General features: G+C 41.3%; 18 protein-coding genes. All 18 read right to left on the bottom strand.

All coding sequences use genetic code 11. The features are described 5' to 3' along the window. Positions 1–17 precede the first annotated feature (17 nt). The 18 genes from HMPREF1149_RS02635 to recN all read right to left on the bottom strand — a co-directional run bounded on the left by HMPREF1149_RS02635 (position 18) and on the right by recN (position 20,753). Positions 18–1,004, bottom strand: coding sequence for a GMP reductase (locus tag HMPREF1149_RS02635; RefSeq protein WP_000931192.1), 987 nt, complete (start codon positions 1,002–1,004; stop codon positions 18–20). Positions 1,005–1,178: 174 nt separating this feature from the next. Further along, positions 1,179–2,483, bottom strand: a complete 1,305-nt coding sequence (locus tag HMPREF1149_RS02630) for an McrC family protein (protein WP_001223079.1) — start codon at positions 2,481–2,483, stop codon at positions 1,179–1,181. Further along, on the bottom strand, positions 2,470–4,458 hold the full coding sequence (locus tag HMPREF1149_RS02625; RefSeq protein ID WP_000253878.1) for an McrB family protein: 1,989 nt from the start codon (positions 4,456–4,458) through the stop codon (positions 2,470–2,472). Before HMPREF1149_RS02625 ends, HMPREF1149_RS02630 begins: the two co-directional genes overlap by 14 nt. 214 nt (positions 4,459–4,672) lie before the next feature. After that, positions 4,673–5,452 carry an L-threonylcarbamoyladenylate synthase gene (locus HMPREF1149_RS02620; protein ID WP_000160498.1) on the bottom strand — a complete coding sequence of 260 codons (780 nt, stop codon included), beginning with the start codon at positions 5,450–5,452 and terminating at the stop codon, positions 4,673–4,675. 26 nt (positions 5,453–5,478) lie between these two features. After that, the gene (gene leuD, locus HMPREF1149_RS02615) at positions 5,479–6,072 is read right to left on the bottom strand and encodes a 3-isopropylmalate dehydratase small subunit (RefSeq protein WP_000410617.1); all 594 of its coding nucleotides are present in this window, start codon (positions 6,070–6,072) and stop codon (positions 5,479–5,481) included. 9 nt (positions 6,073–6,081) lie between these two features. Then, on the bottom strand, positions 6,082–7,464 hold the full coding sequence (gene leuC, locus HMPREF1149_RS02610; protein ID WP_000907586.1) for a 3-isopropylmalate dehydratase large subunit: 1,383 nt from the start codon (positions 7,462–7,464) through the stop codon (positions 6,082–6,084). Positions 7,465–7,467: 3 nt separating this feature from the next. Continuing rightward, the gene (locus HMPREF1149_RS02605; protein ID WP_000700084.1) at positions 7,468–7,737 is read right to left on the bottom strand and encodes a DUF1294 domain-containing protein; all 270 of its coding nucleotides are present in this window, start codon (positions 7,735–7,737) and stop codon (positions 7,468–7,470) included. Continuing rightward, the gene (leuB, locus tag HMPREF1149_RS02600) at positions 7,734–8,771 is read right to left on the bottom strand and encodes a 3-isopropylmalate dehydrogenase (RefSeq protein WP_000162506.1); all 1,038 of its coding nucleotides are present in this window, start codon (positions 8,769–8,771) and stop codon (positions 7,734–7,736) included. Before leuB ends, HMPREF1149_RS02605 begins: the two co-directional genes overlap by 4 nt. 11 nt (positions 8,772–8,782) lie before the next feature. Then, on the bottom strand, positions 8,783–10,345 hold the full coding sequence (locus HMPREF1149_RS02595) for a 2-isopropylmalate synthase (RefSeq protein WP_001261078.1): 1,563 nt from the start codon (positions 10,343–10,345) through the stop codon (positions 8,783–8,785). Between the two features lie 314 nt (positions 10,346–10,659). Continuing rightward, entirely contained in the window at positions 10,660–11,316 is a 657-nt protein-coding gene (locus tag HMPREF1149_RS02590; protein ID WP_000461569.1) for an MmcQ/YjbR family DNA-binding protein, read from the bottom strand. A 43-nt stretch (positions 11,317–11,359) separates the two neighbouring features. Further along, entirely contained in the window at positions 11,360–11,992 is a 633-nt protein-coding gene (locus HMPREF1149_RS02585) for a copper homeostasis protein CutC (RefSeq protein ID WP_000638809.1), read from the bottom strand. A 92-nt stretch (positions 11,993–12,084) separates the two neighbouring features. Continuing rightward, entirely contained in the window at positions 12,085–12,444 is a 360-nt protein-coding gene (locus HMPREF1149_RS02580; protein ID WP_001220350.1) for a YbaN family protein, read from the bottom strand. 106 nt (positions 12,445–12,550) lie between these two features. Then, the gene (gene topA, locus HMPREF1149_RS02575) at positions 12,551–14,638 is read right to left on the bottom strand and encodes a type I DNA topoisomerase (RefSeq protein WP_000179624.1); all 2,088 of its coding nucleotides are present in this window, start codon (positions 14,636–14,638) and stop codon (positions 12,551–12,553) included. Positions 14,639–14,755: 117 nt separating this feature from the next. After that, a complete protein-coding gene (dprA, locus tag HMPREF1149_RS02570) occupies positions 14,756–15,604 on the bottom strand; it encodes a DNA-processing protein DprA (RefSeq protein ID WP_000705330.1) in 849 nt (282 codons plus the stop codon). Between the two features lie 81 nt (positions 15,605–15,685). After that, a complete protein-coding gene (locus tag HMPREF1149_RS02565) occupies positions 15,686–16,309 on the bottom strand; it encodes a hypothetical protein (RefSeq protein ID WP_000734771.1) in 624 nt (207 codons plus the stop codon). Between the two features lie 145 nt (positions 16,310–16,454). Continuing rightward, positions 16,455–18,278 carry a translation elongation factor 4 gene (gene lepA / locus HMPREF1149_RS02560; protein ID WP_001047193.1) on the bottom strand — a complete coding sequence of 608 codons (1,824 nt, stop codon included), beginning with the start codon at positions 18,276–18,278 and terminating at the stop codon, positions 16,455–16,457. Between the two features lie 78 nt (positions 18,279–18,356). Beyond that, positions 18,357–19,085, bottom strand: a complete 729-nt coding sequence (locus tag HMPREF1149_RS02555) for a metallophosphoesterase family protein (protein WP_000133360.1) — start codon at positions 19,083–19,085, stop codon at positions 18,357–18,359. Then, positions 19,086–20,753, bottom strand: a complete 1,668-nt coding sequence (recN, locus tag HMPREF1149_RS02550; protein ID WP_000923554.1) for a DNA repair protein RecN — start codon at positions 20,751–20,753, stop codon at positions 19,086–19,088. Positions 20,754–20,759: the final 6 nt, after the last annotated feature.

The raw sequence follows: 20,759 nt of genomic DNA, 5'->3' as shown, positions 1-20,759 counted from the left end.
GGTAGACTAAGCGTCCATTAGTGGGATGCATCCCCGTTCCAGATAGAGTTTTTCACGATAACATAATCAACGTGTTTGAGGTCAGCAACCTTGCGTCCACCTGCGTAGGAAATAGCACTTTGCAAGTCCTGCTCCATCTCAGTAAGTGTGTCTTGCAAATGCCCTTTGGCAGGAAGTAAGATGCGTTTACCTTCCACATTTTTATAAGCGCCTTTTTGATATTGAGAAGCTGAGCCATAGTATTCTTTGAATTGTTCACCATCAACTTCAATCGTTTTCCCTGGGCTTTCGATGTGTCCTGCAAAGAGGGAACCAATCATGACCATGCTAGCACCGAAACGGATAGACTTGGCAATATCACCATGGGTACGAATCCCACCATCAGCAATGATCGGTTTTCGTGCGGCCTTAGCACACCAGCGTAGAGCAGCCAACTGCCAGCCACCTGTACCAAAACCTGTTTTCACCTTGGTGATACAAACCTTTCCAGGACCGATACCAACCTTAGTAGCATCCGCACCGGCATTTTCCAATTCACGAACAGCTTCTGGTGTCCCAACGTTGCCAGCGATGACAAAGGTTTCTGGTAATTCTTTCTTGATGTGTTGAATCATAGAAATCACGCTATCCGCATGGCCATGAGCAATGTCAATCGTGATGTACTCAGGAGCATCAGCCTTGAGCTGGCTAACGAAATCATACTCATAGTCCTTGACACCAACAGAAATGGAAGCAATGAGCCCTTGATCGTGCATACGTTTGATAAAAGGAATGCGCCCCGCTTCATCAAAACGGTGCATAATGTAAAAGTAACCGCCTTTAGCAAGTTGCTCTGCTACGTTCTCATCCAAAATCGTCTGCATATTTGCTGGCACAACAGGTAGTTTAAAAGTGTGTTTTCCAAACGTAATACTTGTATCCGCTTCTGAACGGCTTTTAATGACACATTTATTTGGGATCAACTGAATATCTTCGTAATCAAAAATTGGAAATTCATTTAACATATCGATGTCTCGTTTCTTTTATAATGACCTACCTATGCTTGCGCATCCCTACGCCTTTTCCCGACGTTTCCTTGACTTATTATAAACCAAGGTACAGTTTTTGTCAAATAATTTCAATTATAAAATAATATCGTTCGGGAATTACTTATATAAATAGCAAAAAAAGTGAAGAGATTATTTTCTCCCCACTTCTTCATCAATAATCGCTTTAAAATTTTCTTCTGAATTTTCCATCATTTTACAAAATTCATTGTAAGATGAAGCATTCTGAGGGATTTGGATAGACCACTTCTTCAATTGAGCTCCATAGCCAGCTAGTTTTCCTATTTCACTATTTACTGACTGCTCCATACTAGGGAAAATCAGTCCGGCTTTCTCAGCTTTTAAAATATAAGAATAGGAAATCAGCTGGAACAAGTCCTCGCGGTTAATCCCTCTTTCAGTGAACTCCAGTTTCTTATATTTAGCATCTAAAACAGTATTTCGTTCTCTGTCATAAAAATCTGGATATACTTTTCGTTTCCCAACAGAAAATACTGAAATTCCGTTCGTCTTATCTTTATTTCGTGGATGGATGAAACCTTTTGGCAACAAGGTATGAACATACTCTTCCCAAATCCAGGCAACATCAAAGAGAATACCATGTACCATCTGGGCTTGAGGTCCAAGACCATGCTTTTCTCTACTCAGAATCATCAAGCAGAGTTCCTGTAATTTTCTATACTCTCTGAAATAGGCGTGTCGGATGGGTTTGATTTTATTCATTCTGATAATCTTGGCACGATTAGCTAGTTTATAAGCTGGAGTTACACGAGTAATTTCTGTCATATTTTCACGATTACTATCGAGCAGAACTCCGAAACTTTTCTGATTCTTTATGTACTCAATCGTATGTCGAATCAACTGCATGAGTGGATTATCATAGGTAAATTCCCTAGTGGTATAGGCAATATTTCCCATAAAAGGGAGATTTTTTTTCAGATGATTTCCAACATCTAGTACACCCTTTACATGACTATCGTTATGGAAAAATCGCTGGTATTCCTTATAAAGACCTTTTCGGAGAGCAGCTTGCAGATATTTGGGAAAGAGGTAAATCAAGAGTTGATAGAGTTTATCCTCTGGAGATAGACCAACATCCAAACTAGTCAGATTGATATTGAGAACCTTTTGTAAGAGATAATGCAAAAAATGGTCGTTACTTCCATCAGAAAAACGAGAGGAAATCGTCAATCTTTCCTGATCACACCCCAGAAAACCAATCACATTTCCAGTCTTAATTTCCTGATTGACTGTTTCAAAAATCTTTTGGTCCTTATCTAAGTCAGGAGAATATTGCAGGTCATTTGGAAATATAAAGATACGGTCCTCTCTAGAAAGGTTATCCAGTGTTCTATCAAGAAGAGCTTGACTTAGTTTGGGATATTCAGCGACAAAGTCTTCTTTAGCAATTCTATGCTGATTATCAGTTATCCGCATCATTATCACCAGTATCTTGGGGTTCTGTTTGCTCTTTATTTGTCAGATCAAATGCTTTTTTCAATGTTTGCAGAGTTTCATCTTCTTCATAAGAACCACGCAAGTAGTCTTCTAGTAGCGGTTTAATATAATCAGACCAAAGCAATTCATAATCAAAATCTACTTCCTGCAACTTAAGGAAATAACTTGGTCCAATATGATAATGACTGTTTAATTCCTGAACGTTTTCTATAGCAGTATTCAAGTTTCTTAGACGAATTTTTGCTTCTTCTGCATGGATATTCAGCTCTTTATCCAACATGCCAACTTGACTTTCAGCAGTAACTTCAACAAAACGGAAACGACGACGCATAGCAAAATCAAAGGTATCCACTGAACGATCAATATCATTCATCGTTCCGATGATGTAAACATTTTCGGGGATATAAAACTTTTCATCAGTTTCGTGTAGATTTGCATATTGGGTAGAAACACTTCCCTTTTCACCACGATAGCCAGGGTCAATAGAGAAAAAGAGTTCACCAAAAATCTTAGAAATCTCCCCACGATTAATCTCATCGATGATGAAAACGAATTTCTTGTCTGTGTCAATTTCTGTTGGAGAAATATAATCTTTCAGACCAAATCTTTTCTTTAAAGTTTCTAGGACTTTTTTTCCTTGATTACGATAATAGGGCTGTTTCAGATATTTTTCATCTTTATAGAGTTCATAAACATAAGATTTTGTTAAGCAAGTTCCTTGGGCTTTAGTTTCATAATTGATATTAAAATTATTTCTACTATTTACTGTGAGATAGGAAAATTCTGTCAAATATTCTTTTTCATCTCTGCTATTTACATATTCAAGATAAAGATCCCACGCTTCCTCAAAATTATCTTGGCCTCCAGTTTTTTGAGCTTCTTTAGCCTTCTGACAAAACTTCTTAAAAATGCCGTCCTGCAAGCCAAAGTTAATCTGTCCATCATTTACCAGGATTGGTCTCAACCCCTCTACAAAATCCGTATAATCATAGGAAGGGTGAAACTGTACAAATTCGATTTGGTCTTCGTTGCCACCCGTTAATTCTTTGGCAATTTCTTTAGCAAGATAAGTTTTTCCTGTGCCAGGTGCACCACGGAGGATGAGGTTTTTGGATTGTAATAAGATATTCTTATACTCGTTGATATTTTCTGACATGTTTATCTCTTCCTTTTCTGATTCTCTATAAAAACTAGTGAAATTATCATAAAACTCTTTTAAAATATCGTTAGGTTCAGCAGTTGATTCCAACTCTAAGTCCTTGACAAGGTATTTATAATCTAAATCTTCATCTCGATTATTACTATACCATTTTACTATTTTAAATTCTGTGAGTTTAAATCTCTGAAAACCACACCTTATATTTATCCATGAGTTATCCATGTCACTCAGCCGATAACCAAAGTAAGGTGATTTAATATATCCATTGCCACTCTTTGGACCAAAATGACCTGTGTTAAGCATTTCAACTTTGTACGGAATACCCTCAATAGTCAGAGCAGGGTAAATCTGTTCAGCTCCATCTAATTTTTGAGAACGTTTAATTTCTATATCTTTTGAATTATAGATATTTGCTTGATTCACAAATTTAGACAAAAATTCTCTGAAGACTTTATAACACTCTGATTTAATTCCACTTTTTACAAACTCATAAGATTTATTTATAAAAGGTAAAATCTCATTTAATGAATTTTCATCCTCAATAAAATACTCAGCATCAAGTGTCCAACCGAATGAATCAGGCTTCTTATTAAACAACAAAATATCTGAATCATGAAGACTCTTAGAGAGAACGGCAATCTTTATTCCTTTATTTTGAAAATTAATTTCTATAAAATTTTGTAACTTCCCTTTCCTATTTTTAACCTGAAAAGAAATATAACTTTTTGTTTGATTTTCAATTGCATCTGGGAATTCTTTTTTTATCCTGTCAATGAAAGTTTGTTTTGAAACCATTGTGTTTTCCTTGCCTATTAAAAATTTATTGTTAGACGTAAATTATATTTGTTTCGTTCAAAGTAAGATATTTTACTTTGAACGAAACCACATTCTATTAATATATATTCTGCATCTAGCATATCATATCCTATAGAAAAAGAAAAGAAATTCTAAAGAAAAAGCCCAGCATTAGGAGTTTCAATATCTCTTAACACTAGACTTCTTTTTTATCTTAATAATACTCACCCTGGCGGTAGTCCCATGAGTTAAAGGTATCTGACAGGTGCATCATGATTTTATCAATATCAAGCCCTTTGCGAATCACAACTGGGGCTGGTGAGGTTGAACGTGCTCCTCCTTGTTCTGGGATAAGTTTACCATCTTTATCAACCATAGACACCATCACACCTTGCTCGTAGCGAGTTTCGATTGTTTTGTCAGGTTGGATGGATGCAACGTAGTCGTCTGCCTCGATGACAAGGTCCACTGCTCCTTCGATACGTTCCCCGATACCTTCCACCTTACCGCGGTTTCCTTTTCCAGATGGGTTGGCAGATGAGGCATAAACCATTTTACCTTCTTCCCAAAGTTTAGCAGCCAATTGTTCACCAGCTTTACCAAACTTGATGACAAAACAGCTAGTACCACGCACGTCAGTCATGAGTTCTTCACGGCCATCACCGTATGCTTTGAGTTTTTCAAAAGCTTCTGGTTTCCATGGAAGGATACAACCGAGGAGAATATCTTCATCCCAATGTTTTTGGTAAAAGGCTTCAATTTCTGGGTTGAGTTGTGCTAAAGCGCGAAGCTCGTCCATGCTACCGCAGAGGACAACACCTGGTTTGTTACGGTTACGCTCTTTGGCTGCGAACTTACGCTCAAGTCCTGCCTTGTCACTGGTCATAATGATGTAACCAACTTTTGTAGGGCAAACGATACAACCGCCCTCACCTTTTAAAATGTCATAGCCTTCTTGTGAAAGTGTTCCGTTCCATTGAATGTGTTTTGTCATAGTTCTATAGTTCCTTTTCTATTTTTCTAATCCTGCCAGTAGGCCGGACGTTGTTTTTCATAGGCAGCAATCAAGTCTTCATACTGCAAAGTAATACCGATATCATCCAAACCATTTAAAAGTTTGTGTTTCCACTCACTATCAATTTCGAAAGAGAATTCTCCAACTGGTGAGATGATTTTTTGTTGTTCCAAGTCCACAGTTACCTGATCAGTCGGTTTGAGTTGGGCTAGTTTCTCTCGAACATCTCTGGGCTGAACAATGGGCAACATGCCATTATTGAGTTCATTATTGTAATGAATGTCCCCAAAAGATCCTGCAATCACAACCTTAAAACCATAGTCGGCTAGAGCCCAAGCTGCGTGTTCTCTCGAAGAACCTGCCCCAAAATTATCCCCTGAGATGAGAATACTAGCTTTACGATATTCAGGTCGGTTAAAAACAAAGTCTGGATCCTCAGTATAGTTATCGTCCAGATAACGCCAAGCATACATGAGATACTTACCAAAGCCTTTCTTATCAATTAACTTGAGAAACTGCTTGGGGAGTATTTGGTCGGTGTCGATGTTATCATTCATGAGAGGAACGATCGTTCCCGTATAAACTGTAAATTTCTCCATATCCTCTCCTTACTGGGCCTCTGGCATTTGCCGAACATCTACGAAACGCCCTGCAATAGCTGCCGCCGCTGCCATGGCTGGACTGCAGAGATGGGTTTTAGCACCAAATCCTTGTCTGTCTTCAAAGTTGCGGTTGCTGGTTGAGGCACAGTGGACACCATCAGGGACCTTGTCAGGATTCATCCCTAGGCACATAGAACAACCTGGGTCTCTCCATTCAAAGCCAGCATCTAAGAAGACCTTATCCAAGCCCAACTTCTCCGCAGCTCGTTTGACAGGACGAGAGCCTGGAACCACGATAGCCGTTAAGTTAGGAGCTATTTTCTTCCCTTTGACAAATCGCGCGGCCAGTTGTAAATCGCTGAGACGAGCATTGGTACAAGACCCGATAAAGATATAACCTAGTTCAATATCCGCTGGCTTTTGACCAGGCTCCAAGTCCATGTAATGATAAGCACGTTCATCGTTCATATCCTTAATTTCTGGGAAGCTACTGTCAAAGTCAACGCCCATAGCAGGATTGGTTCCCCAGGTCACCATAGGAGCCAAGTCTGAGACATCCATCTGGATAACCTTATCATAAACAGCATCATCATCGCTGACAAGCGTCTTCCAGTCAGCAACCGCCTCCTCAAAAGCTTCAGGAACGCATTCCCGTCCCTTGAGATAGTCATAGGTAGCCTGATCTGGATTCATGATTCCCATCTTGGAGCCAAACTCGATGGACATATTGCAGATGGTCATTCTCTCTTCCATGGTCAGTGCATCAATTGCTTGTCCACGATATTCCACCACATAGCCAACACCACAGGCAACGCCGTACTTGGCAATTAAGGCGAGAATGTAATCCTTAGAGTAAACTCCTTTTTGAGGAACACCAGTGAATTCTACCAACATTTTCTTAGGTTTAACTTGCCAGAGGGTCTGGGTAGCAAAGACATGCTCGACCTCACTGGTCCCAATCCCAAAGGCGATAGCTCCGAAAGCTCCGTGAGTAGCTGTATGACTGTCTCCACAGACGATGAATTTTCCCGGTTGAGTCCTTCCTGTTTCTGGACCAACCATGTGAACGATCCCTTGTTTTTCAGAACCGTGGGCAGCATGTTCAATTCCAAATTCCTCAACATTTTCAGCAAGCTTATCAATTTGGGCCTTGGAAATGACATCTCGAATATCGTAGATATTGACGGTTGGAACATTATGGTCAAAGGTTCCAAATGTCAAGTCTGGCCGTCTCAATCTGCGACCTGCATCTCGTAATCCTTGGAAAGCTTGGGGACTGGTCACTTCATGAATATAGTGCTGATCTACATACATGAGTTGGGGCTGCCCCTCTTCTCCTGTGATAACATGGCGTTCCCATAATTTATCAAAAATTGATTTTCCTGCCATTCATTACCTCCAAATAAAATATAAGGCTACTAGTGTGGTCACCATCCCGAGAAACCAAACTGTTTTAAAATACCATTTTCTAGTCTTGTGGTGAAAGGTGATTCCTGCCAACCAGGCACCAAAACCACCACAAGTAAAGGCTAAAATGAGTAAGATTTTCTCTGGGACGCGCCAAGCACCTCTTCTTGCCTTGGATTTGTCAATGCCATAAATCAAGAAAATCAGCAAATTCCAAATCAAGAAGGCAAGCGTGATTCCTTCATTTATCTTCATAATCTTTCAATGATGGCTTCTGTCATTTCCTTGGTCGAAGCCGATCCTCCAATATCTCTTGTTAAAATGCCAGCCGCTAAACTAGCTTCAACAGCATGTTCGATACGCTCTGCATCCTCATAACGTCCGAAACTATCTCTCAACATCATGGCAACTGACAAAATCATAGAAATAGGATTGGCAATTCCTTGACCTGCAATATCAGGAGCTGAACCGTGAATGGGCTCATAGAGACTTGGTCCATTTTCAGAATGACTGGCTGATGGCATGACTCCAAGCGTGCCAGATAGAACGCTTGATTCATCAGATAAGATATCTCCGAAAAGATTCTCTGTCACGATGACATCGAACTTAGCAGGATTGGTAATCATGAGCATGGCAGCTGAGTCCACCAACTGGTGCTCCAAGGTTACATCTGGAAAATCTTGCGCGACTTCCTCAGCTACTCTGCGCCAGAGTTTTGATGTCGCTAGAACATTTTGCTTATCGATACTAGTAACGATTTTTCTCCGACTTCTTGCGATTTCAAATGCCTTGCGAATAATCCGCTCTACTTCCTCATAGCTATAGTCGTTGATATCACGCGCTTTTCGCTCTTCAAGGATATGATCTCCAAAGTAAATTCCACCTGTCAACTCACGCACCACGACAACGTCTACACCAGCAATTCGTTCAGGTTTGAGAGGTGACAAATGCTTAAGACTGTCAAAGATTTTTACAGGTCGAATATTGGCATAGAGATTGAGTTCCTTACGAAGAGCTAGCAAGCCTTGTTCAGGCCGAATCGCTGCCCTATCATACTGGGGACTACCGATAGCTGCAAGGAGAATAGCATCTGCTTCTCTACTTGCCTTGAGGGTTGCATCAGGTAAGGGATGCCCTGCAGCATCAATACCTGCACCTCCAAAGGGGCGTCTGTCTATCTCATAGTCAAAATCTGTTTTTTCAGCTAGAGCTTCCAGAACTGCTAAACCAGCTTCCATGATTTCTGGACCGATTCCATCCCCTGCTAGAGCTACTATTTTCTTTGTCATAGCCTTCTCCTTTACACACTAGGCATGTCTCGGTAGGAAACGCTATGCCCCATCTCACCTGCATTCTCTTTTTGAACAAAAGTATTGGCATTGATATAGGCAATAGCCGAAGCCTTCAATACATCGAAGTCAAGACCTGCTGCGTTAAAGATGGTTTCTGTATCTCTGTTTTCAACAGTTACCAAAACCCGAGCTTGAGCATCAATTCCATCTGTCACCGCATCAATGGTATAGGACACCAAGCGGACAGATTGGTTAAAGAACTTATCGATAGCATTAAAGATCGCTTCAACGGAACCTTGTCCTGTTGCATTAAATTCGACTTTCTCACCATCCATATTTGCTAGGCTAACGAGAGCTTCAATCTCATTGTCTGCATGGGTTTGAAGTTGCAAATCATCAAAGTGGAAGCCTTCAGGATTTTCAACCATGGTTCCAGCTACCAGAGCTCGAATATCTGCATCTGTGATTTCTTGTTTCTTGTCTGCTAGAGCCTTGAACTTAGCGAAGAGTGGTTTGATATCCTCTTCTGTAAAGTCTAGAGCCAATTCTCTTAGTTTTTCAACAAAGGCATGGCGACCAGACAATTTTCCAAGCGGAAGACTATTACTCTTAACACCAACCAATTCAGGTGTGATGATCTCATAAGTGAGAGGATTTTTAAGAACTCCATCTTGGTGAATGCCAGATTCGTGAGAAAAGGCATTACCACCAACCACAGCCTTGTTTTTAGGGACTGGAATACCAGAGAAGCGAGAAACCATTTCTGACGTATTAATGGTTTCATTTAGGACAATACTTGTTTCTGCTTGGTAGTAATCTTGGCGAATATTGAGGGCCACTGCAATTTCTTCAAGCGCAGCATTCCCAGCTCGCTCCCCAATACCATTGATGGTTCCTTCGACACGTCCTGCACCATTCTTGACAGCAGAAAGGCTGTTAGCCACTGCCATTCCGAGGTCATCATGACAGTGAGGTGAATAGATAATCTGACGATCCGTCTTGACATTTTCAATCAAGTATTTGAAAATAGCTCCGTACTCTTCTGGCGTCGTGAATCCAACCGTGTCTGGGATATTGATATAAGATGCCCCTGCATCGACTGCTGTTTGAACGACTTGCAAGAGGAAATCCAACTCTGTTCTAGTCGCATCTTCAGGAGAAAATTCGACGATTTCAAACTTAGAACGTGCGTAAGAAACATGCTCCTTAATAGCTTCTAAAATCTCTTCCTTGCTCTTATTGAGCTTATACTTGCGGTGAATCGGACTAGTAGCGATAAAGACATGAACCTGTGGATACTTGGCATCCTTAAGCGCCTCGTAACAAGCATCAATATCAGACTTGACAGAGCGTGCTAGACCAGTTACCGCCGTTTTCTTCAAGACTTTAGCAATCTCCTGCACTGCCTTAAATGAGTCTGGACTAGCAGCTGGAAAACCAGCTTCGATGGCTGAAATGCCCCACTTCTCCAGCTGCCTTGCAATGGCAATTTTTTCCTTGATTGAAAAGTTAACGCCAGGTGTCTGCTCTCCATCTCGAAGGCTGGTATCTAGAAATTCAACTGTTCGCATAAGATTTCCCCTTTTCCAAATATGGTTTTAAAAAAACATCTCGCTCGGAAACCCAAGCGAGATGTTGATTTACTCCCGCTTGGTAAGCCAAACAGGACTAATGCTTTTGCACTAGCCCGAGTACCTCAACAACAAAGCAAATTGATTAAACTTAGCTGTTTTCATGTTTGACTTTCTCCTTCGTTTGATATCTTGTTTAGTATTTTAGCATAGCTAAAAACACTTGTCAATAAAAAATCCATTATTTTCTGAAAATTTCTTCAGTAAAGAATATTTTGCTAATTGAAAGTATTTGAAAACTCAAGTAACTTTCTTTATTTTTTTACAGTCAAGTTCCAACTTCTTTCGATGAGTTCTATCACTTCTTCATCTTGCAAACTATCATCAAGTGTCAGACTAAGCCAGTAGCGTTTGTTCATATGAAAGGCTGGATAAATGCCTTTTTTTGAAAGCAAGTCAGCTACTTGTTCGTGTTTGATATTGACTGCTTCGACTAACCCTTCTCTTCCCTTTTCCAGCTTATCCCATGGGATTCTCATCAAAACAGCATACCACTTTTGATTGTCTTCATGGCGCAATACAGCTGTATCAGGCGATTTTTCCCACAAATACTCCAATTGATTAGCATACTTTTCCTGAACTTGATCCATGATTCGCTTAGTCTGAGGACAGATAAAATCCTGCACGTCAAAACAAGCCTTCCGAATCTGATAGAGAATCTCCAGACAAGCTTGACGGACACTTCCTACAAAAGTCCCTCTCATGCTTTCCATATGAACTTGAGGATAGAGATCTCCCGTTTCCTGGTCAAAGACAAGAAAACTCACATTATCAGGAGTGATAGAGACTGTCATGAAAAATTCACCCTGCAAAATCTGGCAACTATAGGTCCAGACTTCCCCACTTTCTACAAAACCATAGGCATGGGCTTTTTCTTTATTAAACTGATAGGATTTAAAAATTTCAAACATAAGTGAAAACTGCTACCAAAAGCTAGCAGTTCCTTTCTATTTTTTAAAAGACAACCTTGGTTCCATGCAATTGTGTCACACCCAGCTGGTCGATAAAGGCTTGACGGTTGTCAAGGTCAATCCCTCCACCTGGTAAAATTTCAATTTTACCTTTAGCATGTTCCAAAATTCTGTGATAATGGGCAAAACGTTCTTCTAGCGAGTCTCCAGACACACCAGCACGAGTTAAGATGCGAGTGACACCAGCTTGGCTGAGCCAGTCAATGGCATCCAACTGGTCTTCATCACTTAATTCATCAAAGGCCATGTGAAAGACAATTTCCATTCCTTTAGATGCGGCAATCAGCTTCTCAAGATTAGCCTTATCCAACTTCTTATCAGCAGTTAAAGCCCCAAATACAACCCCTTGACTTCCAGCCTGTGCAGTCAAACGAATATCTTCTAGCATAATCGCTATTTCCATATCAGTATAGACAAAGTCGCCACCGCGGGGACGAATCATAGTCATGATGGTGGTGTCGTAGTTAGCTGCCAGTTCAACCGCTGCCTTGGTCACTCCATAGCTAGGTGTTGTTCCTCCTACTGCTAGATTGTCACAAAGTTCGATTCGACGAGCTCCAGCCTGCATCGCTTTTTCAAGCAAGGTCACATTTTCAGCACAAAATTCGTAAATCATTTGATTCTCCTTGATATTTTCTTTAAATTTATTATATCATATTATTTTAAATATGCTTTTATTTTTATCAAGGCAAATTACTACTATTTTAACTATTCTTTGTCAGGAATGACTTTAAAAAGATAGTAGGTGATAAAGATAGTCAAGGCTCCCAGACCAATTTTGACTGGTAAAAGAGGGGCAAAATAAATAGAAATCCCCATCAAGATGTAGATGGATACGATGATTTTTTTCTTACGTTCTCGCGCGATTGACTTGGTTTCCCGAAAGTCAGCTACATAGGTTTGATAAAGCTTTGTATGATAAAGCCAGTCTTCAAAACGCTTAGAAGATTTTGAAAAGCAAGCGATAGCTAACAAAAGAAAGGGGGTTGTTGGTAAAAGTGGTAGGACAACTCCAATCACAGCTAAAGCCAGTGAAATAAAGCCAATACAGAGATAAATGATACGCATGATTTCTCCTAGATAAATTACTCTTCCTCTAGTTTCGCACACAAGGGGGAAATTTGTCAAGCTCCAACCAAAAAGAGCCTGAAAATCATTTTCAGGACTCTTCATTTTACTTAATTTTTTCCTCTTCGTAGTCGCCATTACTACATACAACCTGCTTACCACCACCACGGACTTTTTTCTCCACAAGAAAGTGTCCGCATTTTGGACAGTCACGGCCAATTGGTTTGTCCCAGGAAGTAAATTCACATTCTGGATAGCGATTGCAACCATAGAAGATACGATTGCGCTTGGTTTTGCGTTCGATGATTTGTCCTTGATGACAGCTCGGACACTCGACTCCAATCTCTTTGACAATCGCTTGTGTGTGACGGCAGTCTGGGAAATTACTACAAGCATAGAATTTACCAAAACGACCGAGCTTAATGACCATCGGACTGCCACAAACTTCACAATCAAATCCAGCTGGCTCATCCTTGATCTGGATTTTTTCCATTTCAGCTTCAGCCTTGGCTACTTCTTTGGAGAATGGTTTATAAAATTCATCAATAACGCGTTGCCACTGCTCTTTACCAACTTCGACATCATCCAGTTTTCCTTCCATCTCAGCTGTGAAGGTCACATTGACAATATCTGGGAAATATTCAACAATGAGTTTATTAACAATTTCTCCCAGTTCTGTCGGTTCAAAGCGTTTAGCTGCCAGACGAACGTAGTAGCGTTTTTGGATGGTTTCAATTGTCGGAGCATAGGTTGACGGACGTCCAACTCCATTTTCTTCCAAGGTCTTGATAAGGGTCGCTTCCGAATAGCGAGCTGGCGGTTGAGTGAAATGTTGTTCTGGCTTGCTATTGACCTGCTTGACCACATCTCCTACTGCCATATCTGGCAACATCTTGTTCTTGTCAGAGTCATTATAAATGGCAAGATACCCATCAAACTTAACTTGACTTCCATTTGCCGCAAACTGAACGCCATTTTGAGAAAGCTTAACAGCCATGGTATCAAAGATAGCGCCTGTCATCTGGCTGGCCACAAAACGGTTCCAGATAAGGGTATAGAGCTTGAGCTGGTCTTTGTCCAAGTACTTAGCGATGCTTTCAGGTGTGTTAAAGACACTAGATGGACGAATGGCTTCGTGGGCATCCTGAGCACCTGAGGCATTCTTGACCTTACTACCATGCTTGGAATACTTGCTACCAAAGCGGTCGTTAATATAGCTTGCTGCTTCGTTCTGAGCCACAGGACTGATACGAGTCGAGTCTGTACGCATATAGGTAATCAAACCTTGCACGCCTGATCCGATATTGATCCCTTCATAGAGCTGTTGGGCCACCATCATAGTCTTTCGAGTACGGAAATTGATTTTGTTAGCCGCATCCATCTGCATGGTTGAAGTTGTATAAGGTAGGGGTGCATTGCGTTTGCGTTCTTTCTTATCTACCTGATCCACTGTGAAATCTTTGCTAGTCAAATGGGATAAGACTTCTTTGACCTCTTCATTGGTGGTCAATTTCATCTTTTTGCCATTCATACCATAGAAAGAAGCCTGAAATTGCTTGGTTCCCTTCTTAAAGACACCATCAATTGTCCAGTATTCTTCCGGTTGGAAGGCATTGATTTCATTTTCACGGTCAATGATGAGCTTAAGGGCAACTGACTGCACGCGTCCTGCTGATAAGCCCTTCTTGACCTTTTTCCACAAAATAGGCGAAATTGAATACCCGACCAAGCGGTCTAAGACACGACGAGCTTGTTGGGCATCGACCAAGTCCATGTCAATCTTACGAGGTTCTTTAAAGGCATTTTTTACTGCGTCCTTGGTGATTTCATTAAAGACCACACGATTGGCATCATTCTCATCCAAATCGAGAATATGAGCCAAATGCCAGGAAATTGCTTCTCCTTCACGGTCCGGGTCACTCGCCAGAAAGACTTTATTGGCCTTTTTGGCTTCTTTTTTCAGATCATTGATGAGAGGGCCTTTGCCTCGGATATTGATATACTGCGGTTCATAGTTATTTTCAATGTCGACTGACATACTGGATTTCTTCAAATCACGGATATGCCCGACACTGGCTAAAACCTTGTAATTTCTGCCTAGATATTTCTCAATCGTTTTCGCCTTAGCAGGCGACTCTACGATGACTAGATTTTTTTTAACTGTTGATTTTTTCTTCTTTGTTGCCGTAGCCACACTATCACACCTTTTCAAAGTAATAAACTTTATAAAGTGTAAACCATTTTTCTATAGCTGTCAAGACCTAAGTCCTATATATAGAAGAAAAGTTTATCTGAGTGAACAAATTTCTCCTTAAAATTCAAACTCAGCCAACACATCTTGACCACTGGAAATCAGCTTTGCTCCCTCTTGGATCAGGTGGTGACAGCCATCTGAATGGCCATCTAAAATGTTTCCTGGAATGGCAAAAACATCACGCCCTTCCTCCATAGCTCGCTCACAGGTGATAAGACTGCCCGAACGCATCCTTGCCTCTGCCACAATAACTCCACGACACAATCCTGCAATGATACGATTACGGGCTGGAAAATGAAATTTCAAGGGTTCCTCTCCAGGTCCGTACTCGCTAAGTACCAAATGGTGATTGCCAATGTGTTCCTGCAAACGTTTATTGGCGTGGGGATAAAAAACATCCAATCCTGTTCCAATCACTGCAATTGTTCTTCCTCCATTCTGGAGTGCAGCCATATGGGCAGCCGTATCAATCCCTTTGGCTAAACCACTGACCACAATTAACTCGTTTTCCAAACCTTGAATGACTTTCTGGACCGATTTTGCTCCCTGACTAGAACATGAACGACTCCCTACAAGAGCAACCTTTGGAAACTTCAACAGGTCTAGATTTCCCTTATAAAACAAGAGCACTGGAGCATCATAAATCTCGCTCAGATCCCAAGGATAACAGTCATCAAGAATAGAAAAGGATGGAAATTTCTGAAACTCCTTCTCCAACTGTGCATCATCTATCTGGAAATAGCGTTCCATAAAGACAGCAGGATTACGACACCCCGATAGTTCCGCAATATCACCTAGCAAGAGCTCCTGATCTACAGTCTCATCGTATTCAAGAACCGTTAAAATTTGTTGATTGCTCAGCCCAGCTTTTCTCAATTTGTAAATCTCATAGTTTGTGATCTTCATATACAACTCCATTTCTTTTTCTACTCATCTATCTATTCGTAAAAAAAATAAAAAGAAGACCAAGGATCTTCTTTTTTTCATTTATTCAGATTTAGTAGTTGACCAGCTACTTTCAACCATCGGTAAGATTGTTTTTAAAGTTTCCCCATCTCCTTCAAGTGAAACATAGCGGATTTTACCATCATTTGATCGGAAAACCCAGGTAACGAGGTATTTCCCTGACTTAGCAATTGCATTGACAACATAGGCTTCATAGCCTCCAATGGTCGATTTGGAGCCCCAAACCTTACTGAAATCAGAACTTTGTTCTTTAGAAGTTAAAATACTAGATGAGACAGTCACAACATCCAGTTTAGCATATTCTTCTTCGCTGATATTAAACTGCTCAGCCTTGAAGGTATTTAGCGTAACAATGTTGATATCTGTTCCATCACTATACTGTATATCATTTCCACCTTCTACTTCATGGAATCGAACCCATGATTTGGGTACCTTGACAAAACCATACTCTTTCGAGCCGATGATTTGCGTCTCTTCCTTTTTCGCTTCAGAAACAGCAGAGCTAGAGCTACTCGTTTCTTGACTGCTAGAAGAACTAACAACTGCAGTCGAACTTTCTTCGGTTGCAGTTTGCGGCTTACTAGAGCATGAAGCTAAAAAAGCACTAACAGTAACTACAGTACCTAAAATCAATAATTTTTTCATCCTACCACCTCTCCATCTGCATTATAAGAAAAATAAGAACTTCTGTCAAATTCTGACCTAATCGATTCTGTTAGTTTCTGATTTTATAGCTCTCATTAAAAGCAAAAACTCTTGAAGATTTTTCAAGAGTTTTGTTTTTTTATTTCTATTCTTCATCCATGCTCAAGACGCTAAGGAAGGCTTCTTGTGGGACTTCTACTGATCCGATAGCTTTCATGCGTTTCTTACCAGCTTTTTGTTTTTCAAGGAGTTTGCGTTTACGAGAAACGTCACCACCATAACATTTGGCAAGTACGTTTTTACGAAGGGCCTTGATATCAGTACGAGCCACGATCTTGTGCCCAATAGCTGCTTGAATCGGCACTTCAAATTGTTGACGAGGGATGATTTTCTTGAGCTTATCAACGATGAGTTTCCCACGTTCGTAGGCAAAATCCTTGTGAACGATAAAACTGAGGGCGTCCACCTTGTCTCCATTGAGAAGGATATCCATTTTGACCAGCTTAGATGGGCGGTACTCTGACAATTCGTAGTCAAAGCTTGCATAACCACGCGTCGAAGACTTGAGCTTATCAAAAAAGTCAAAGACAATTTCAGCAAGTGGAATTTGATAGATAACATTGACACGATTATCATCAATATAGTCCATGGTCACAAAGTCCCCACGCTTACGCTGAGCCAGTTCCATCACTGCTCCGACAAACTCCTGTGGTACCATGATTTGTGCCTTGACATACGGTTCTTCAATGGTCGCAATCTTAGTTGGATCTGGAAATTCAGAGGGGTTAGACACATCCATAGACTCACCATCAGTTTGATTAACCTTATAGATAACAGACGGTGCTGTCATGATGAGGTCAATGTTGAACTCACGTTCTAAACGCTCTTGGATAACATCCATATGGAGAAGCCCAAGGAATCCACAACGGAAACCAAATCCAAGAGCCTGAGATGTTTCTGGTTCAAACTGCAGGCTGGCATCGTTAAGTTGCAATTTTTCAAGGGCTTCACGAAGGTCATTGTACTTGTTTGACTCGATTGGGTAAAGACCTGCAAAGACCATAGGATTCATCTGCTTGTATCCATCTAGCGGTTCTGCTGCTGGATTGCTTGCTAGGGTCACTGTATCACCCACACGAGTGTCTTGAACCGTCTTGATAGAAGCCGCAATATAACCAACGTCACCAGTCGCAAGAAAATCACGACCAACTGCTTTCGGTGTGAAAATACCAACTTCCGTCACATCAAAGGTCTTGCCATTGCTCATGAGCTGAATCTTATCACCAGGTTTGACCACTCCGTCCATAACACGCACTTGCAGGATAACCCCACGGTAAGCATCGTAAACAGAGTCGAAAATCAAGGCTTTGAGTGGTGCTGCAACATCACCCGTTGGAGCTGGAACTTTTTCAACGATCTGCTCAAGAATTTCTTCAATACCAATACCAGCTTTGGCTGAAGCCAAGACTGCTTCGCTGGCATCTAGTCCGATGACATCCTCAATCTCTGTACGCACACGTTCTGGATCCGCAGCTGGTAGGTCAATCTTGTTAATAACTGGCAGGATTTCCAAATCATTGTCCAATGCTAGATAAACGTTGGCAAGAGTTTGTGCCTCAATTCCTTGTGCAGCATCAACCACCAAAATCGCTCCTTCACAGGCAGCTAGCGAACGCGACACTTCATAGGTAAAATCCACGTGCCCCGGCGTATCAATCAAGTGGAAAATATAGGTCTCGCCATCTTTTGCAGTATAATTAAGCTCAATGGCATTGAGTTTAATGGTAATCCCACGTTCACGCTCAAGATCCATACTATCCAGAAGCTGGGCTTGCATTTCACGACTAGAAACCGTCTCCGTCTTTTCCAAAATGCGGTCTGCCAGCGTTGACTTCCCATGGTCAATATGGGCGATAATAGAGAAGTTCCGAATCTTCTCCTGTCGTTTCTTCAATTCTTCTAAGTTCATGATGCTCTTCCTTTCAGGGTATCTATTAATTATAAATTGTTTTTAACATTTTGACAAGACCATACCCTGCTAGGAGTACTAATCTTCGGCAATAAAACCATCATTTTCGATAAAGTGGTGTTCTGTCATTCCTTGGTCTGTAAAGACGATTCCATGAAGGACACCACCATAGACAGCTCCTCCATCCATGCCAATCTTGCCATCCTCTGTTATCCAAAGCTCAGCTGTACCTCGGTCTTGCTTCAGTAAGCCATAAACTGGTGTATGCCCAAAGACAATGGTTTTCCCAGTATGATTTTCGGCTTCGTGGAATGGCTTTCTGAGCCAGACTTTCTTATAATCTGTTGTTTCATGCCAATCATCCAAAGTTAAATCAATACCTGCGTGAACAAAGATATATTTGCCTGTCTCTACTACAAAAGGCATTTGACGAATAAATTCGACCAAGTCTGCTGCTTCAGTCGCAACGCGCTTGGCATCTTCTACGCCATCAACTGGTGCATCCAAGGGACGACCTAAAATAGAGTTAATGGTTGTATCACCACCATTGCGACGATAATGGTCATAACTTTCTTCTGGATTATCGAGCCAAGTCAGAAACATATACTCATGGTTTCCTGATAGACAGATAGCTCCATGATTGTCGACCAATTCTTTGACCATTTCTAGAACACGGCGACTGTCTTCACCACGGTCAATCAAATCCCCTAGAAAGAGCAGCTGAGTTTGACCATCCCAGGTTTTGAGCAGATCTTCTAGCATACCTGCCTTTCCGTGAACATCTCCAATTACATAATAGTCTGTCATTTATTTCATCCTCGTTTGCAATAATTCTCTGGCTTGAGTAAGGGCAGCTTCTGTTACATTTTCCCCAGCCAACATTTTAGCTACTTCCTCTACTCGCTCTTCTAAAGTCAAGAGGCGAACCGTCGACACCGTTGAGTGCTCATCGCTAATCTTCTCAATAAAGAATTGATAATCCGCGATAGCAATTACTTGTGGAAGGTGAGAAATAGCAAGAACCTGACCATGCTGGCCAATCTTATGAATCTTCTGAGCGATGGCTTGGGCCACGCGACCTGAAACTCCCGTATCCACTTCATCAAAGACAATACTGGTCTTGCCTTCTTTGCGAGAAAAGGCAGACTTGATAGCTAACATGAGACGGGATAATTCCCCACCAGATGCAACTTTGACCAAGGGTTTAAAGTCTTCACCTGGGTTGGTAGAAATATAAAACTCGACCGTTTCATTCCCCTCCCGACTAAATTTGCCCTTGCTAAAGCGAACCTGGAATTGTGCCTTCTCCATATAGAGGTCCTGAAGTTCTTGTTTAATCTCTGCCTCAAGCTGCTGGGCCAAATCATGACGAGCAGATGCAAGCTGCCCTGCCAAATCAACAAGATTAACTTCCAATTTCTTGAGCTCTGCTTCCATGTCCTCAGACGAAAGATTATTACCTGTCAAGAGATTGTACTCATCCGTAATCTTGGCAAAATAAAGCAAAACGTCGTCCACAGTTCCACCATACTTGCGGGTAATAGTATTCAGAAGATCTAGGCGATTCTCAACCTGCATGAGGCGATTGCCATCAAAATCCAAGTCCTCAATAATATCTTCCAAACGCTTGCTAATATCTTCTAAAACATAGTAGGTCTCTGACAGAGAACTTGAAATTTCACGGTATTCAGGGTCGTATTCTTCGACACTTTCCATGTCATTCATGGCTGAACGGACATTAGCAAGACTGGAGAATTCCTCATTGTCCAACATAGTGTAGGCATTAGTTAGCGTATCCGCAATATTCTTATGATTGAGAAGCTTATCTCGTTCTTGGTTGAGAGCCAAGTCTTCACCAGCCTGCAAGTTCGCAGCCTCAATCTCAGCCATTTGAAATTCCAACATTTCGATACGTGCCTTGTGTTCCTGCTGGTTTTTCTTGACTTCCAGAACCTGCTTGCGCATTTTGCGATAGGCATCAAAGCTCGTCTGATAGGTCTCCTTCAAGTCCAAGAAAGCAGCATCACCAAACTCATCCAACATCTGGATGTGCAGTTGAGGACGCATTAACTCTTCTTGGTCATGCTGACCATGGATATCCACAAGGTGTTGCCCAATGGCACGCAAGACAGAAAGATTGACCATCTGACCATTCACGCGACTAACACTACGACCATTTTGCAAAATTTCACGCCGGATGATAATCTCATCACCCATTTCCAAACCTTGCTCTTCAAAAAGTTCCTGTAAAAGGCGACTATTTTCAACCGAAAAAAGTCCCTCAATCTCTGCCTTTGGCGCACCGTGACGAATAACGTCTGTCGTTGCACGAGCCCCCAACATGAGATTCATAGCGTCGATAATAATAGACTTTCCAGCACCCGTTTCCCCGGTTAAAACAGTCATACCCTTTTCAAAATTGAGGGAAATCGCCTCAATAATGGCAAAGTTTTTTATCGAAATTTCAAGTAACATACTGAC

This window comes from Streptococcus sp. BS35b (assembly GCF_000286475.1).
Lineage (GTDB): Bacteria > Bacillota > Bacilli > Lactobacillales > Streptococcaceae > Streptococcus > Streptococcus oralis_W.
Note: the sequence above shows the minus strand (reverse complement) of the source record. Positions and strands in the feature narration are given on the sequence as shown.